At 68.4% G+C, this 14,861-nt stretch carries 18 protein-coding genes; 11 read left to right on the forward strand and 7 right to left on the reverse strand.

Annotation, left to right across the window (positions count from 1 at the left end):
* Positions 1 to 208: 208 nt before the first annotated feature.
* A complete protein-coding gene (locus OHB21_RS15525) occupies positions 209 to 619 on the reverse strand; it encodes a VOC family protein (RefSeq protein ID WP_195124769.1) in 411 nt (136 codons plus the stop codon).
* A gap of 10 nt (positions 620 to 629) precedes the next feature.
* Positions 630 to 1,466, reverse strand: coding sequence for an AraC family transcriptional regulator (locus OHB21_RS15530; RefSeq protein WP_067508365.1), 837 nt, complete (start codon positions 1,464 to 1,466; stop codon positions 630 to 632).
* A gap of 174 nt (positions 1,467 to 1,640) precedes the next feature.
* On the opposite strand from OHB21_RS15530, the gene OHB21_RS15535 reads away from it, so the two are divergent.
* The 5 genes from OHB21_RS15535 (at position 1,641) to OHB21_RS15555 (ending at position 5,988) form a co-directional block, all read left to right on the forward strand.
* Positions 1,641 to 2,528 (forward strand): quinone oxidoreductase family protein, encoded by an 888-nt coding sequence (locus OHB21_RS15535; protein ID WP_195124770.1) that lies wholly within the window; start codon positions 1,641 to 1,643, stop codon positions 2,526 to 2,528.
* A 133-nt stretch (positions 2,529 to 2,661) separates the two neighbouring features.
* Positions 2,662 to 3,741 carry a redox-regulated ATPase YchF gene (ychF, locus tag OHB21_RS15540; protein WP_067508370.1) on the forward strand — a complete coding sequence of 360 codons (1,080 nt, stop codon included), beginning with the start codon at positions 2,662 to 2,664 and terminating at the stop codon, positions 3,739 to 3,741.
* A gap of 142 nt (positions 3,742 to 3,883) precedes the next feature.
* A complete protein-coding gene (locus OHB21_RS15545; protein ID WP_067508372.1) occupies positions 3,884 to 4,171 on the forward strand; it encodes a DUF4190 domain-containing protein in 288 nt (95 codons plus the stop codon).
* A 167-nt stretch (positions 4,172 to 4,338) separates the two neighbouring features.
* Positions 4,339 to 5,457: a helix-turn-helix domain-containing protein gene (locus OHB21_RS15550; RefSeq protein ID WP_324196553.1), complete on the forward strand. Its 1,119-nt coding sequence runs from the start codon at positions 4,339 to 4,341 to the stop codon at positions 5,455 to 5,457.
* 267 nt (positions 5,458 to 5,724) lie between these two features.
* Positions 5,725 to 5,988, forward strand: coding sequence for a hypothetical protein (locus tag OHB21_RS15555; protein WP_067508374.1), 264 nt, complete (start codon positions 5,725 to 5,727; stop codon positions 5,986 to 5,988).
* A 119-nt stretch (positions 5,989 to 6,107) separates the two neighbouring features.
* On the opposite strand, the gene OHB21_RS15560 is transcribed toward OHB21_RS15555, so the two are convergent.
* Complete coding sequence (locus OHB21_RS15560) at positions 6,108 to 6,548, reverse strand: hypothetical protein (protein ID WP_147265781.1); 441 nt, start codon at positions 6,546 to 6,548, stop codon at positions 6,108 to 6,110.
* A gap of 522 nt (positions 6,549 to 7,070) precedes the next feature.
* The gene (locus OHB21_RS15565) at positions 7,071 to 7,532 is read right to left on the reverse strand and encodes a DUF6194 family protein (protein WP_195124771.1); all 462 of its coding nucleotides are present in this window, start codon (positions 7,530 to 7,532) and stop codon (positions 7,071 to 7,073) included.
* Positions 7,533 to 7,593: 61 nt separating this feature from the next.
* Here OHB21_RS15565 and OHB21_RS15570 point away from each other — a divergent pair, with 61 nt between their 5' ends.
* The 5 genes from OHB21_RS15570 (at position 7,594) to OHB21_RS15590 (ending at position 11,166) form a co-directional block, all read left to right on the forward strand.
* The gene (locus OHB21_RS15570; protein WP_195124772.1) at positions 7,594 to 8,304 is read left to right on the forward strand and encodes a MerR family transcriptional regulator; all 711 of its coding nucleotides are present in this window, start codon (positions 7,594 to 7,596) and stop codon (positions 8,302 to 8,304) included.
* Between the two features lie 782 nt (positions 8,305 to 9,086).
* The gene (locus OHB21_RS15575) at positions 9,087 to 9,446 is read left to right on the forward strand and encodes a roadblock/LC7 domain-containing protein (RefSeq protein ID WP_084537546.1); all 360 of its coding nucleotides are present in this window, start codon (positions 9,087 to 9,089) and stop codon (positions 9,444 to 9,446) included.
* Positions 9,436 to 10,308, forward strand: coding sequence for a hypothetical protein (locus tag OHB21_RS15580; protein ID WP_195124773.1), 873 nt, complete (start codon positions 9,436 to 9,438; stop codon positions 10,306 to 10,308). Before OHB21_RS15575 ends, OHB21_RS15580 begins: the two co-directional genes overlap by 11 nt.
* Positions 10,309 to 10,355: 47 nt before the next feature.
* The gene (locus OHB21_RS15585; protein ID WP_067508485.1) at positions 10,356 to 10,793 is read left to right on the forward strand and encodes a roadblock/LC7 domain-containing protein; all 438 of its coding nucleotides are present in this window, start codon (positions 10,356 to 10,358) and stop codon (positions 10,791 to 10,793) included.
* A gap of 1 nt (position 10,794) precedes the next feature.
* Positions 10,795 to 11,166 carry a hypothetical protein gene (locus tag OHB21_RS15590; RefSeq protein WP_067508386.1) on the forward strand — a complete coding sequence of 124 codons (372 nt, stop codon included), beginning with the start codon at positions 10,795 to 10,797 and terminating at the stop codon, positions 11,164 to 11,166.
* 110 nt (positions 11,167 to 11,276) lie between these two features.
* On the opposite strand, the gene OHB21_RS15595 is transcribed toward OHB21_RS15590, so the two are convergent.
* On the reverse strand, positions 11,277 to 12,245 hold the full coding sequence (locus OHB21_RS15595) for an NAD(P)/FAD-dependent oxidoreductase (protein ID WP_195124774.1): 969 nt from the start codon (positions 12,243 to 12,245) through the stop codon (positions 11,277 to 11,279).
* 80 nt (positions 12,246 to 12,325) lie between these two features.
* On the opposite strand from OHB21_RS15595, the gene OHB21_RS15600 reads away from it, so the two are divergent.
* The gene (locus OHB21_RS15600) at positions 12,326 to 12,913 is read left to right on the forward strand and encodes a helix-turn-helix domain-containing protein (protein WP_067508388.1); all 588 of its coding nucleotides are present in this window, start codon (positions 12,326 to 12,328) and stop codon (positions 12,911 to 12,913) included.
* Here the strand turns inward: OHB21_RS15600 and OHB21_RS15605 are convergent.
* Positions 12,910 to 13,653 (reverse strand): hypothetical protein, encoded by a 744-nt coding sequence (locus OHB21_RS15605; RefSeq protein ID WP_067508390.1) that lies wholly within the window; start codon positions 13,651 to 13,653, stop codon positions 12,910 to 12,912. The genes OHB21_RS15600 and OHB21_RS15605 overlap by 4 nt on opposite strands.
* Positions 13,654 to 13,678: 25 nt before the next feature.
* The gene (locus tag OHB21_RS15610; protein WP_195124775.1) at positions 13,679 to 14,824 is read right to left on the reverse strand and encodes an FAD-dependent oxidoreductase; all 1,146 of its coding nucleotides are present in this window, start codon (positions 14,822 to 14,824) and stop codon (positions 13,679 to 13,681) included.
* Positions 14,825 to 14,861 lie beyond the last annotated feature (37 nt).

Raw genomic sequence — 14,861 nt, forward strand, 5'->3', positions numbered from 1 at the left:
CGTTCCCGGACATGCCGTCACCCCGGCGGTGAACGGGTGTTTCGGTGATCATCAGCAGCCTCCGGTCGCGTATCGCTCACGGCCGGCACCACCGCGCCCCGTGCCGATCGGTCCGGACGCTCCCGCGCCGCGGGCCCGCAGGTGGAAGCCAACCGCTCCACACCTCAACATCGCGAGCCCGCGCGCGACCGCAACACCTCGCCGGAGATCACTCGCCCCAGTACGTCCCGAAGCTCCAGATATTGCCCTCCGGATCCCGCACGCTGAACCCGCGCGAGCCGTAGTCCTCATCGCGCATCCCGCGCACGACCTCGGCCCCGGCCGCCGTTGCGCGGGCGAACAGGTCGTCGGGGTGCTCGCAGACCAGGTAAATAGTGTCGGTGCCGGGCGGGCGGCTGAACGGGCTGTCGTCCTTGTCGGCGCTGCCGAACATGAGGCCGCCGCCCAGCGGCCAGCGCAGTTCACCGTGTTCGACGATGGATGGGTCGCCTTCGCGCGCGTAGAGCGCGGTCTGCTGGAAACCGAAGGCGTTCACGAGGAAGTCGACCATTGCCCGCGCATCGCGGAACGACAGACAGGGCCAGAGTGCGGTACGGGTGGTGTTCGTCGTATTCGTCATGGTCTCAGCCTCATCCGCGCAGGTCGGGTTCGTCTTGGACGGATGGAATCTCCTCGCCCAGCCACACCGTCGGGCTGCATCCGGCGAGCTCGGCGAAGTCGCGGTTCAGGTGCGCCTGGTCGTAGTACCCGCAGCTGGCCGCGACCTGCGCGATGGTGACGAACGAGGGCGTGCGTTCCAGCATTCGCCGCGCCTTCTCGAACCGGGCGATGCGCGCCGCCAGCTTCGGGCCGAGCCCGAATTCCGCCGCGAACCGGCGGGTCAGGTGTTGTCTGCTCCAGCCGACGCGCTCGGCGAGCGCACCGATCGGCACGGTGCCGTCGGTGCGGGTGACGGTGCGCCAAGCCCAGGTGAGCTCGGGCCCCACGGCGCGGTCCGGGTGGGCGAGCCCGGTCAGCACCTCGTCGCAGATGGCGAAGCGCCGCGACCACGGTGCCGGGCCCTGCAAGCGCTCCCACAGTTCGTCCCCGACGTTGCCCACCAGATCGGAGAATTCGAGCGAGATGTTCCACAGCGCGCGGGCGGGGGCACTGAACAGCGTGCGGCACCCCAACGGTGTGAGCGCGATCGCGACGCCCTCCTGATTCCCGGTGTGGGAGATCGAGGCCGAGGCCGCCTGCAACCCGCTGAGCACACAGCGGTAATCCTGCGGACTTTGTGCCGGATCGGTCTGCGCCACCACATCTATGGTCGGGCCGATCGCGACGATGAACGTCATGTGGCGTGATGGCAGCCCTCGGTGCAGACCGGGTGCGTAACCGGTCATCCGGTAGCCGAGGTAGTGGTCGATGAAGCCGGCCAGCGCGGGCGCGGGGCGTGCTCTCACCACCTCCGTGGTGGGCTCCATACGCGTCACGGTACGCCCGTGCGGGCGATCCGCAAACGGCTTCGAGCGGGCTCGCGCAGTGGCGCGCGCCGCGCTCACCGGGGCGGTGAGATCGCGCACACGGGCCGGTCACGGCCTGTGAGATGCGGTTGCCAGACGGTTACCGTTACGCGGTCCTGGAAGAGTGGAGGTGTCATGCGTCGAATCCGTTATGAGCGCCATGGTGGTCGTGACGTGCTCGAACCGGAGACGGCGGAGACACCGGTGCCCGGTGCCGGCGAACTTCTGGTGAAGGTCGACGCGATCGGCGTCACCCTGCCCGTCGTGCGCGACCCGGCCGTGCTCGCCGGTGAGATCGCGGGCGAGGTGATCGCGGTCGGCGAGGGCGTCACCACCTGCGCGCCCGGCTTCCGCGTCACCGGGCTCTGTACCGGGCACGCCTACGCCGAGTACGCGATCCTGCGCGAGGATCTGGCCTCGCCGATCCCCGACGGCGCGTCGGCCGTCGACGCCGTCGCCCTGGTGCGCGGTGGACTGGTCGCGCTCGGCGCACTCGACGCGGCGAGTCCCCAATCGGGGGAATCGGCGCTGGTCACGGCTGCGGCGAGCGGTGTCGGTCATCTCGCGGTGCAGTTGGCGCGGGTGCGCGGCGCCAAGCGCGTGGTCGCGGCGGTCTCCGATCCGGCCAAGGGCGATTTCCTGCGCGACCTCGGCGTGGACGACGTGATCGTCTACGCCGAGCCGCCGGCCGAGCCGGTCGACTACGCCCTCGACGGTGTCGGGCATCTGGCACCGGCACTGTCCGCGCTCGCTCCGGGTGGGCGACTTGTCGCGTTCGGCTCCGGTGGCGGCGCCGTCGGCACCGACGACCTGCTCACCGACGCCAAGTCGATCATCGGTTTCCAGATCGCGCGCCTGGCGCCCGAGGTGTACGACGACCTGCGCCAAGAGCTTTGGCAGTACTTCGCCTCCGGTCAGCTGCGTCCCGCCGTGCACGCCGAGTTCGTGTTGGACGACGCGGGAGAGGCGCACGCGGTGATCGCCGGGCGGGCGAATCTGGGGAAGGTCGTGCTGGTTCCGTGAGTGGGGACGTCGGGCTTCGCGTCGCATCCCGATCCGAGAGCGGGTCGGCAGCGCCTGCTCCCTCGGCCGGTAGCTGGATCCGGCGGACGGCGACGTCCGAGGGGCGGAGACCAGCGCGTAGACTCCCCATCTCGTGAGTCTCACCCTCGGAATCGTCGGCCTGCCCAACGTCGGAAAGTCGACGCTGTTCAACGCGCTGACCAAGAACGACGTGCTGGCGGCGAACTACCCGTTCGCGACGATCGAGCCGAACGTCGGCGTGGTGCCGCTGCCCGATCCGCGGCTCGACGAGCTGGCGAAGATCTTCGGTTCCGAACGCATCGTGCCCGCCACCGTGTCGTTCGTCGACATCGCCGGCATCGTGAAGGGCGCCTCCGAGGGCGCGGGCCTGGGCAACAAGTTCCTCGCCAATATCCGCGAGGCCGACGCCATCTGCCAGGTGGTGCGCGTGTTCGCCGACGACGACGTGGTGCACGTGGACGGGCGCGTCGACCCGTCCGCCGACATCGAGGTCATCGAGACCGAGCTGATCCTCGCCGACCTGCAGACCCTGGAGAAGGCCGTCGTGCGCCTCGACAAGGAGGCGAAGGTCAAGAAGGACCGCAAGCCGGTCGCCGACGCCGCCAAGGCCGCCCAGGAGATCCTCAACGGCGGCAAGACCCTCTTCGCCGCGCAGGGCGAGGTCGACACCGACCTGCTCAAAGAGCTGTCGCTGCTCACCACCAAGCCCTTCCTCTACGTCTTCAACGCCGACGAGTCCGTCCTCACCGACGAGGCCAAGATCGCCGAACTGACGGCCTCCGTCGCCCCCGCCGACGCCGTCTTCCTCGACGCCAAGGTCGAAGCCGAACTCCTCGAACTCGACGACGAATCCGCCGCCGAACTCCTCGAATCCATCGGCCAGACCGAACCCGGCCTGCACGCACTGGCCCGCGCCGGCTTCCACACCCTCGGCCTCCAGACCTACCTCACCGCGGGCCCCAAAGAAGCCCGCGCCTGGACCATCCACCAAGGCGACACCGCCCCCAAAGCCGCCGGCGTCATCCACACCGACTTCGAACGCGGCTTCATCAAAGCCGAAGTCGTCGCCTTCACCGACCTCGTCGCCGCCGGTTCCATGGCGGCCGCCAAGGCCGCGGGCAAAGTGCGGATGGAGGGGAAGGATTACGTGATGGTGGACGGGGACGTGGTCGAGTTCAGGTTCAACGTCTGACGTTCCGACCCGATCCGGTGGGCTCGTCCTCAACGCAACGTGCCCAGCCCTCTCCGCTCGCATCATCGTGGTGGATGGGGCGGAGTCGTGGGTCTGAATCCAGGGAGTAGGCGCCGCGACGGCGGGCGTTACCCATCGACGGATGAGTGAGCGTTTCGGCATACGGCCCGGTACGAACGGGCTGGCGATCGGCGCAGTGGCTGCTCCGGTGGTCGGGCTCGCCGCGAGCGCGCTCTTCTTCGGCGCGGCTACTCTGCTCGCGTCGATCGCGGGGATCGCGCTCGGGATCATCGCGCTGCAACAGATCAACCGGACCGGTGAGCAGGGCAGAACTCTTGCGATCGGCGGAATCGTCGTCGGTGGGCTGCTGCTCGTCGTGGTGGTGGCGCTCTTCGTCGTGTTCGGCATCGTCGGAATGCCCGAGGACTAGCCTCTGTGAGGATGTGACCCGCCCGGAAGCTCTGAAGGCCTGCGCATCGATGGTCAGCCCAGAGGACACAGGATTGTCTGTCGGCGGCGTTCACTCCACCCTGCCTATCGGGCCGACGAGATCCCCGGAATTCGTACTGCTGAGACGGGTGACGGCACGGCGCTGGTGTGCGAAATCGCACCATGGTGGACGAAAGCCTGTGGGCGGAGATCGGCGATCGCGTACGCGAGAGCCGGCTCGCCGCGGGGTTCTCCCAGGGGGAGTTGGCGCAGCGTGTCGGGCTGGAGCGCAGCAAGATCACCAAGATCGAGGCGGGCGCGCGGCAGATCAGTGCGGTGGAACTGACGCGGCTGGCTACCGAACTGGGCATGCCGTTGGGGCACTTCCTCCACGCTCGGCCGAAGGTGATCTCCCAGCGGACACCGCTGGTCGACGATACGAATTCGCCCACGGCACAAGTGTCCTATCGCGTCGAGGCAGTTCTGGCGGCGTGGTTGCGCGATGTCCGGGATGTCCTCGGCTTCGGTTCGTGGAAACCGCCGTCCCTGTTGCGTTACCCAGGCAGCGTCGAGACCGCGGACGACGCGCGTGGTGTGGCGAACTGGACGCGAAAGCAGCTGGGTCTCGATCGGGGGCCCATCGAAACGATGATGTCGGTGTGCGAAAAGGCCGGCCAGCTCGTGCTCGTGGTCGACGTTCCCGGTGACGGCGCCTCGCTGATCGAGGACGACCTCGCGGTCGCGGTGGTCAGCAGTACGCGTGATCCCGGGCGGCGGCGGGCGACCGCGGCGCACGAACTCGGGCACATGGTGCTCGGTGACGAGTACTCGAGCGACCTGGGTGGCGGCGTCGCCTCGGCCAGGCGCGACCGAGAGGCGGTCATCGATGCGTTCGCCGCCGAACTCCTGCTGCCGGTGGCGGCGATCCGGCAGAGCGGTCCGCCGACCGGGGACCCGCGCGCCTACCTGATCGAGCTCGCGGCCAGGTATCGCACATCGTGGACGTTGGCGATCAGGCAGGCCATCGTTGCCGGCTTGATCGACCCCTCGGACGAGGTCCGCTGGCTGTCGTCGTCGAAGCCGACGCACGCCGAGATCAGACAGGCGGTCGAATGGACTCCGCCCCCGGACTTCGATCGAGTACGGGTGCCACCGGGGTATGCCGATGCGGTCCTCACCGCGTGGACCGGCAACCTGATCACGGTCGCGCGGGTGATCGAGCTGATGCACGGCCAGGTCACGCGCGACGACTTGGGCGTGGAGGATGACAGCGCGGACGAGCCGTGAGCGAACGATCTCGGCTCGTCTTCGACACAACGTGTCTCGCGCGCTTCGCCCGCATCGACCGCGTGGATGTTCTGGGATGTGTTCTGGTCGAGTATGAATGCTCGACCACGGAGTTCGTCCGTGAGGAGCTGCGAGGCGGCTGCGGACAGTATCCGGAATCGCCGTGCGTCGGAAGCGGATCGGCTGAGCGTCGAGCAACTCGACACGGCCGAAGCACTTCTCGCGTTCGACGGGTGAGTCCGGCGCATCGGTGCAGGCAGTCGCGATATGGGAGAGGCGAGTGTCTTCGCTGCGGCGGAGCTGTTGAACGGTATCGCGATCACCGACGATCGGGCGTCTATCAAGGTGGCCAGGAACCACGGGCTGGAAGTCCACGGCACGCTGTGGCTGCTCGCGGGCGCCTGCAGCGACGGCAAACTCACCGAAGGCGAGACCTCGAACCTGGTCGATATGTTGGATGACAGTGGATTGCGGCTGCCCTGCAAGGGATCCGAATTCCCGACATGGGCGCGCTCCAATGGCTTGCTCTGACCGGATGCAGCTCATCCGCTGATGCAGATCGCCTGACCTGCGGCGACTTGTCACTGGCGTCAGGGCATCGCCCGCGCGGACCATTGGCGGTGACCATCCTGACTCGCCTGGTCGAGCGGCTACGGACGAGTGCGTCGAAAGCCTCCGCGTTCGGATCTTGTGATGATCAGGCTGGGGTTTCGGCTGTGTAGTTCGGCGGCGATGTCGTCCAGCGATACCGGGCGTAGCCAGCGTTCCGCGAGGGTGCGCGGGTAGCCGGCCGCAAGTCTGCCTATCGGTCCGAGAATCCATCTGGGCCAACGGCTTTCGGTGACCTTCGGGCCGCGATCGACCAGTTCGACGGCCAGGTACCTCGTGCCGTGGGCCGTGATCAGATGGATGCGCGATATCGCAGCCCACGGGATTCGGCCGAATGGGCTGAACGTCAGCCCCTGATCATCGACTACCAGTTCTGGTGTGGGACGGATGACGCGGTCCAGCACGAGAAGGAGGGCGAGGGATCCTACGATGATCGGCGCCACCACGGGAAACATCAGCGGCGAGCCGGGCGTGGTCGTCACGAGTAGCAACCAGCCGCCCCCGACCGCTATCAAGCCCAACAACAACATCTCTGCCCAACGGGCCCACGAAGATCGAAAGATAGTCGGCGGTGTCGATTCTTCCGGAGGCTGGCCCACGATCCTGGACCGTAGTGCCCTCGTCGGGTCAGGTCGAGGTCGAGGTGGACATCTGACCAGCAGGCAGATCGAAGAGGTCGGGGACGCGCGGCCGTCGCTGGATGCGCTGTGGCCAGTTCCGGCGGGTGGCTGCGGACGTGGCGTGGCCCGCCATATCCGACCCGGCGCGGTGGGACGCGCGACGGCACCGACGCCGGAATCACCTTGGTGCGCTGAGTATTTCGGCGCGGATCGGGATGGGATCCGTCCGGGGCGGAGCGGAGCGGCGACACCCCGACCCGGTTCGCGTCGGAATGGAGGTGACGAGGCTGCCCGTGACGGCCTGGTCGGCAACCGCAGGGGCGTCCGATAACGGGCGTGGTGTGTATCGCGGGCGTGCCCCTTGCCGGGTGGGTTCGCCACGCACTACCCCTTGCGCTCGTATCGAGCACGGGCGCGTTCGTGGGCGGAGTGCAGGAGGTCGTTGACGGAGGCCGAAGTGCCGGGTCCGGGGTTGACGACCGAGAGCCAGGCTGCTGAGAAGTAGGTCGGGTGGGGGAACAGGGTGTCTTCGGCGGTTGGGTCGAAGGGGTGGTTCGGGGTTTCGCGGGGTGTGTGGCCGGTGTGGTGGACGAAGGCGTCGCGGCCCGCGTTGATGTTGAGGCGGAAGGCGCCGGGGCGGTCGAGGCGGGAGGCCGGTTCGTCGGGGTAGTCCTTGGTGACGATCGTGGCGAAGGGTTGGGTTGTGGTGGGGACGTTGCCGTCGGGCGCGTAGTAGAAGAAGACGTCGCCCCAGGCGATCTCCGGGGAGCCGTCGCCCTCGGTCGGGCGCAGGACGAGGGTGCCGCCGAGGGATTCGAGGTAGGTGATGATCTCGTCGATGGTCATGGTTCCAGCGTTACATTGAAGTGCTCGTGTGGACTTCTGGCCGGTTTCTGGAGGTGGATCTGTGGAAAGTCTCCAATCGGGTGCATTGCGGACGGCGGACGTGGCGCGGGCCGCCGGGTTCTCGGTGCAGCAGATCCGGAATCTGGAGGGGCAAGGTGTGCTGCCGGCTGCCGCGCGCACAGCGAGTGGATACCGGGTGTACGGACGTCCGCACGTGGTGGCGGCGCGCGCGTATCGGGCGTTGGCGCGTGGTGCGGGGCCGGTGGAGGCGAAGCGGATCATGCGGGCCGCGCACGAGTCACCGCCCCGCATGTTCGCTCTGCTCGACGAGGTGCACGCGCGGTTGCACGCGGAACGGCGGGATCTCGAATCCGCGCGGGCGGCAGTGCGTTTCATCGCAGACGAGCCGATCGTGGAACCGGTCGCCGCGGATGAGATGAGCATCGCCGAGCTGGCGGAAGCGCTCGGTGTGCGCACGTCGACGTTGCGGCACTGGGATGCTATGGAACTCGTTGTTCCCGAACGTGATTCGGTGGGCGCAGCGCGGAAGTACCCGCCCGCCGCTGTGCGGGACGCGCGGATCGTGCATCAACTCCGCCTGGCCGGGTATGGGATCGAACCGTTGCGTCAGCTGATGCCGCGGTTGCGCGGTGCGCGGCGGTGGGAGGAGGTCGCGGAAGGTCTGGCCGCTCGGGATGCGAGCATCCTCGCGCGCTCCGAGGCGTTGCTGGAGGGGGCGGCGCAGTTGCGAGAGCTATTGGTGCTGAGCTGATCTCGGCAAGCCAGTGCTCGCCTGGCGATCCTGGGCGTCCGGTGGGCACGCGCGTGTGGCGGGGTGGTCATATGCGTGCGGTGGTGTGCGTGTGCGGTAATCCCGTCGGCGTTCATGGGGCTCTGCGTGGGTGAGACCTTGATCCGCAGCCGGGTGCAGGCGGCGCAGGTGGACGGCGACGGCGCGTCCGGTGCGGTCGAAGGGGCCGGCGCACCGTTGCCGAGATCGGCGCACCCGGCGCGGACCCGAGCCCCCGGTTCAGCGGTCTCGACGGGAACGCGGCGAGTGCCGATGGCCGACCTGCTCGAGACGGTGGCCCACAGCGGGACTCGCAACGGAGCTCACCTACTTGAATCGCGCACTCTGCGATATCCATCCGGGATGTCGACTCGAAAGATCGCGGCCCGGAAGAAGCCAGAACATTGCCGACCGGTCGGCATGAATCCCGCGCAGTCCAGGACGCTGCGATTTTGCCAACCGTGGAGTTCGGACATCGAAATGTCCCGCACCCGAATGGTTTCCGAACCGAACCGAATACCGATCGGTAAGCGACCAGGAGGTATAGAGTTCCGTACGGTTTATTATCGGAACACGGGCTACCGGGGGGTATCTTATACCTTCCGGTATGAAATACCGGAAGGTATTCTTTCCCCTATTTTCCGAAAAATTCGGCAGTAGCCCGCGATTTCCCGAGGGGTTGCCTGTAGCGTCTCGTGCCAATGGCAGGCAGGTAGGCGAATGGTGATGCGGTGATCGGTATCGAGGGTTGTCTGGATCGGATCATGGAGATTCCCGGAGCCCGGGGGGCGACCTTGGCGGACAGTGCGAGCGGGTTGGCGATCGCCTCGGCCGGCCTGCCCGGCCCCACCGACCAGCACGAGGACGCGGCCGCCACGACCGACGTCGTCCGGGCCGTCTTGGCTTGTCCCGCTTTCGCGAACGGCCATCACGGCGACGATGTCACCGAGATCGTCGTCAGCGGCGATCACGGATTCCACCTGGTGAATCTGGTCGACGGCGACTTCGAGGGCAGGCTGTTCGTGCACGTCGTCTTCGACGGAGACACCGGGAATCTCGCGCTGGCGAGATTCCGGCTGCGGGGAATTCTCGAAGAGTTCGCCGGAGGCATCGATGAGCGTTGATCTGGCCGGCGAACTGTGTCGCCTCGAGGAGGAGGGCAGCACCGGCGTACTGCGTGCGGGCGACGGTGTCTTCCATTTCTCGGACGGCGCGATCACCTCGGTGGATTGCCCGCGCACGACCGGGTTGGAGCGGCTCGCCGTCGAAGCGGGGGTGGTGACCACCGAGGATTGGCGGCGCGCCGGATCTGGGGATGCCGCGCCGCTGCTGAAAAAGCCGAAGCTGGAAACGCTGGCGGTGCTCTCGGTGTACGACGCGGCCTATTTCGTGCTGACCTCCGACGCCGCTCCCGAATTCCGGCCGACGGCTCCGCATTGGTTGTCCGGGGTGTGCCGGGTGCGTCCGCGCGCCTTGGTCCGCGAATGCGTGCGGCGGGGGGACTCCGGGCCCTGGTTGGCGGACCTGGTCGACCGCGTGCCGGTCGTCCCCGCGCGACGGGTGCCGCAGGAGCGGGTGACGCTCACCGGTGGGCAGGCCGAAGTGCTGGCCGCCGCCGACGCGCGCCGCAGCATCGCCGGGATCGCCAGGGAACTGGGCCGCACGACGTACGGATGCCTGGTGGCGGTGCGCGACCTCACCGAAGCCGGTCTCATCGCGCCGCCGGAAGCTGTTCCCGCCGAGGCGGTTTCGCGTGGCAGCGACGGCGTTGCCCGCCGTGGTCCGCGGCATGCTCGGGTGGAATCGGCCGAGTTCTCCGATTCCGTTGGCCTCGTGCGTCATTCGCCCCCGCAGGCCGGATCTCCGGCGCTGCCGCTGCGTCGCCGCGCGCAGGCGAGTGTGCCGGTGCCGGCCGCGGACCGGTGGCAGCCGGTCGACCGAGACCTGCTCGTCCGGCTCCGAGTCGCGTTGCGGGAGTTGACATAGCGGTGCGCAGGAAGCGATTCGGTGAACTGATAGGAAGGCTGACCAAGATGCCGACGACCGGACCCGAACCGAGCGCGATCGTGCTGGCCGAACTCAAAGCACTCGGCGATCGCGTGCCCGAACTGACCGGCACGCTGGTGGCCTCGACCGACGGCCTGCTCATCGCGCACGATCTGCCGCCGCACATCGAACCCAACGGGATGGCCGCACTCACGGCCTCGCAGTTGTCGCTCTCGCATCGGGTCGCGACCACCGCGCACGGCGGTGGTTTCGACGAGGTGGTGGTGAACGGGTCCGCGGGCAACGTCGTGATCTACGCGGCCGGGTGGGCGGCCGCGCTCACCGTGCTGGCCGGGCCGGGCGTGAATGTCGGCCGCCTGCACCTGGAATCGCGTCCAGCCGCCCGCGCGATCGGCGAGCATCTGGCGGCTCGCACGAAAGACCAACGAAGACAACAAGTTTCGAACACCGATGGAAAGGAATGATATGTCCGCAATGGATGTCGCCCTGAAGGACATGATGGTGATCGACGGCGCGATAGGCGCCGCCGTGGTCGACTACACCAGCGGGATGTCGCTGGGGATGCTCGGCAGCTCCAAGGGACTCGACCTGCAGGTCGCGGGAGCCGGCAACACCGAAGTGGTGCGCGCGAAGCTGCGCACCATGGAACAGCTCGGGCTCAACGATGCCATCGAGGACATCCTCATCACGCTCTCCGGCCAGTACCACATCATCCGCCCCATGACCGGCCGCAAATCCAAGGGCCTGTTCCTCTACCTGGCCCTCGACCGCGGCCGCGCCAACCTCGCCCTGGCCCGCCACCGCCTCAAGGGCATCGAAGAAGACCTCGAGGTCTGAGCGACCCCGACCCTCCTGGCCGATGAGGCGCCATGAGGTGTGCGCCGGATCTCGCCGTCACCGTCGCCGGCGAGATCGGCTCGTGCACAAGGGGATCAGCGCACGTTTCACTAATCTGTTGCCGGCGTCAACTCCTCCGCCCGATAACGTGCGACCGTCCTCTCCGTCTCTTCGGCGATGAGGTCGGCGTTGATCTGGGCGCCGGTGAAGGCGCCCGCGGAGGCGGCGCCGCCGACGAAGGCGGACAGGTCGGTGACGTTGCCCGCCAGCCAGACGCCCGGTACCGAGGTGCGGCCCGTCGGCTCGGACGGGTAGAACTCGCCCATCGGGTGTTGTTCGGGGCGCAGGCCGAGGCGGTCGAGGAGGCCGCTGCGCGCGACCATGCGGGTGCCGACGGCGAGGGCGTCGAGGGCGACGGAGGTGCCGTCGGCGAGGCGGACGCCGGTGAGGTGGTCGTCCGCGACGTCGAGGCCGGTCACCTCGCGGTTCACGACGGTGATATCCCTTGCCCGCAAACGGATTTCGTCCTCGGAGGAGATCTCGAGTCCGTTGCGGAAGAAGGTGACCTCGGGGCTCAACTGGCGGAACATCAGCACTTGGTGCACCGACATCGGCCCGGTGCCGAGCACGCCGATCGCGCGGTCGCGCACCTCCCATCCGTGGCAGTACGGGCAGTGCAGAACATCGCGGCCCCACCGTTCGCGCAGGCCGGTGATGTCGGGTAGTTCGTCGACCAGGCCCGTGGTGACGAGCAGCCGGCGGGCCCGGGTCGTGCGCCCGTCCGCGAGGGTGACGACGAACCCGTCCCCGTCGGGCCGCGCGTCGACCACCTCGCCGGACACCACCTGCCCGCCGTAGGAGCGCACCTCCTCGCGCCCGCGCGCCAGCAGCTCACCGGGCGGGGTGTTCTCGCGGCCGAGCAGGCCGTGCACCCGGTCGGCCGGTGCGTTGCGCGGCGCACCCGCGTCGATCACCACCACCGAGCGGCGCGATCGCGCGAGCATCAGCGCGCCGTTCAACCCGGCCGGGCCACCACCGACGACCACCACTTCGTAGCTGCTGTTCAGCTTTTCGGTCAACTGGACCACCTCCGCGTCCGACTATGCGTCGGCTCCCAGCGGCGTGGCAAAGTAATTTGCCGACGTGGCAAACTGGAGGGGTGGACACTGATCTCGATCATGCCCTCGGCGCGGTCGGCCCCCGGCTGCGCGACCTGCGCCGCGCCCGCGGCACCACGTTGGCCGAGCTGTCGGACACCACCGGCATCTCGGTGAGCACGCTCTCCCGGCTGGAGTCCGGCGCGCGCAAACCGACCCTGGAACTGCTGTTCCCGCTGGCCAGAGCCTACGGCGTGACGCTGGACGAACTGGTGGACGCACCGCCCACCGGCGACCCGCGCGTGCACATGCGGCCGGTCACCAGCAACGGCCTGACCATGGTGCCGCTCTCGCGCAGGGCCGGTGGCGTGCAGGCGTTCAAGATCATCCTCCCGCCCGCCGATCCGGGCCGCGCGCCCCGGTTGCAGACGCACGAGGGCTACGAGTGGATGTACGTACTCGACGGCCGGCTCCGCGTGCTCCTCGGGGAGCACGATTTCGTGATGAGCCCCGGCGAGGCCGCCGAGTTCGACACCCACGTCCCGCACTGGTTCGGCTCCGCCGGTGATCAGCCGGCGGAGATCCTGAGCCTGTTCGGCAAACAGGGGGAGCGTGCCCATCTGCGCGTGCGTCCGAAGGGGCGCGGCTAGCGCGCCGGGACGTGCCGGTAGATGATCGGCTGCGCCGCAATGCCGTTCGCGGCGAAGTTGGCCAGCACGAACCGGCGGAACTGCGGGTGGAAGACCAGCTTGGGCAGGAACGTCCGGACGTTGGGCCAGCTGGCGAAGTTCACGATGCCGTAGTCCCCGGGTTCGCCGGGAATCGGCCGCAGGAGCGTCGAATCCGGGAGATGCGTCTTCTCCTGGAACCAGCCGGCCGTGTATCGCCAGACGTCGATCAGTGTTTCGGTATCGGTGGCATGGAAGTAGTTGAACAGAAACGGTTTCCGATCGTCCACCGCGACCTCGGCGATCCGTGCGATATTGCGGCTCGCGACCTCGTGCACCCGCTCGGACTCCGCCAGCGCGGCCCGTAGGGCGCGGAAGTCGTTGTCGGCGCGCACATCGTCGATCGCCTCGACGGTCTTGGTCCTGATCAGCACCGCCACGTCGTAGCGGGCGGGCCGCACGCCGTGGCGGCGCAGCAGTTCGCTGCCTTCGCCGGGCGTGCGGAAGATCGCGCGGAACGCGACCGCCTGCACCACATCCGCGCGGGCGTCCAGCTTCTCGGCGAGTTCGGCGACCCGGTCGACCAGCCGCGCGCGCGTCTTGCTCGGCAGCGGAAAAAGTCCGAGCCAGCCGCCGACCTCGGCGGCGAGCAGCAGATAGCCGTTGTCGTCGGATTCGCCGAGGCGGGCCGGAACGGCCAGGTGGTCGTTGATGATTCGCATGATGTTGCCTTTCTCCGCGGGGATGTCAGCGGCGCTCGAGGCCGGACAGTTGGCGAGCGAGCTTGCGCCGGAATACGGGCAGCCGCCCGGCCAGGCTCACGAGGAGGTTGCGCGCGGGCCGCTTGCCCGCCGACGCGGTCGCGAGCTTCGTGAGCCTGCTCGCCAACCCGACCACCTGTTCGGCGACGGCGCGACGGGCGGTGGCGTGCGCGTCGAGCAGCTGGTCGTCCGCGCCGCCGAGCACCCGAGAGAGGTTGTCGCCGAGGGTTATCGCGTCCTCGATGCCGAGGTTCATGCCCTGGCCGCCCGCGGGGGAGTGCACGTGCGCGGCGTCGCCCGCCAGCAGGACGCGTCCGGCGCGGAACGATGCGGCCACGCGGTGGTGCACGCGGAACCGCGAACTCCAGACGACCTCCTCGACCACCACGGGATTCGCTTCCGGCCCGCGCTGGTCCAGCAGCCGCTGGACGAACGCGGCGCCGGGTTCGCGCGGCGCGTCCTCGACGGTGGCAACGACGCGGAACATGTTGTCCGGCAACGCCGCCAGCACCACCAGCCCGGCCGGTGAGAAGTAGAGGATCACCTCGTCGGCCGGCACGCCGCCGGAGAGCCGGACGTCGGCCAGTACGAACGAATCGGCGTAGGTGCCGCCGGTGAACTCGATCCCGGCCTGCTCCCGGACGGTGCTGTGCATGCCGTCCGCGCCGATGAGGTAGCGCGCCGTGACCTGGTGCCCGTCCTGGAAGGTGGCGGTCACCGAGGTGGCGTCCTGCGTGACCGCGGTGACGGTCGCCGGTCGAATCACCTTGCCGCCCAACTCTTCCAGCCGCGCCAGCAGGAACGCCTCGGTGTCGGCCTGGGAGATCATCAGCGTGTAGGGGTAGGCGGTCGGCAGGTTGTCGAACGGCACCTCGACCAGCACGCGGTCGCGGTCGCGAATGGTGAAGGTGGGGATGTGTACGCCCCGCGCGACCAGTGCGGGCGTGACCCCGTAGGGCTCGAGCAGTTCGAGGGTGTGCGGGTGGATCACGGCCGCGCGCGAGGTGTTCGCGCCCTCGGCCTGGTTGTCCACGATCGTGACGTCGTGGCCGCGCTGGACGAGTGCGAGTGCGGCGGCGAGTCCGACCGGGCCCGCCCCGACGATCAGTACCTCCGTGGTGGTGGGAATCATGACCACTCCTTTGTCAACAATCGTTGGCCAACATCTG

This window comes from Nocardia puris (assembly GCF_036051655.1).
Classification (GTDB): domain Bacteria; phylum Actinomycetota; class Actinomycetes; order Mycobacteriales; family Mycobacteriaceae; genus Nocardia; species Nocardia puris.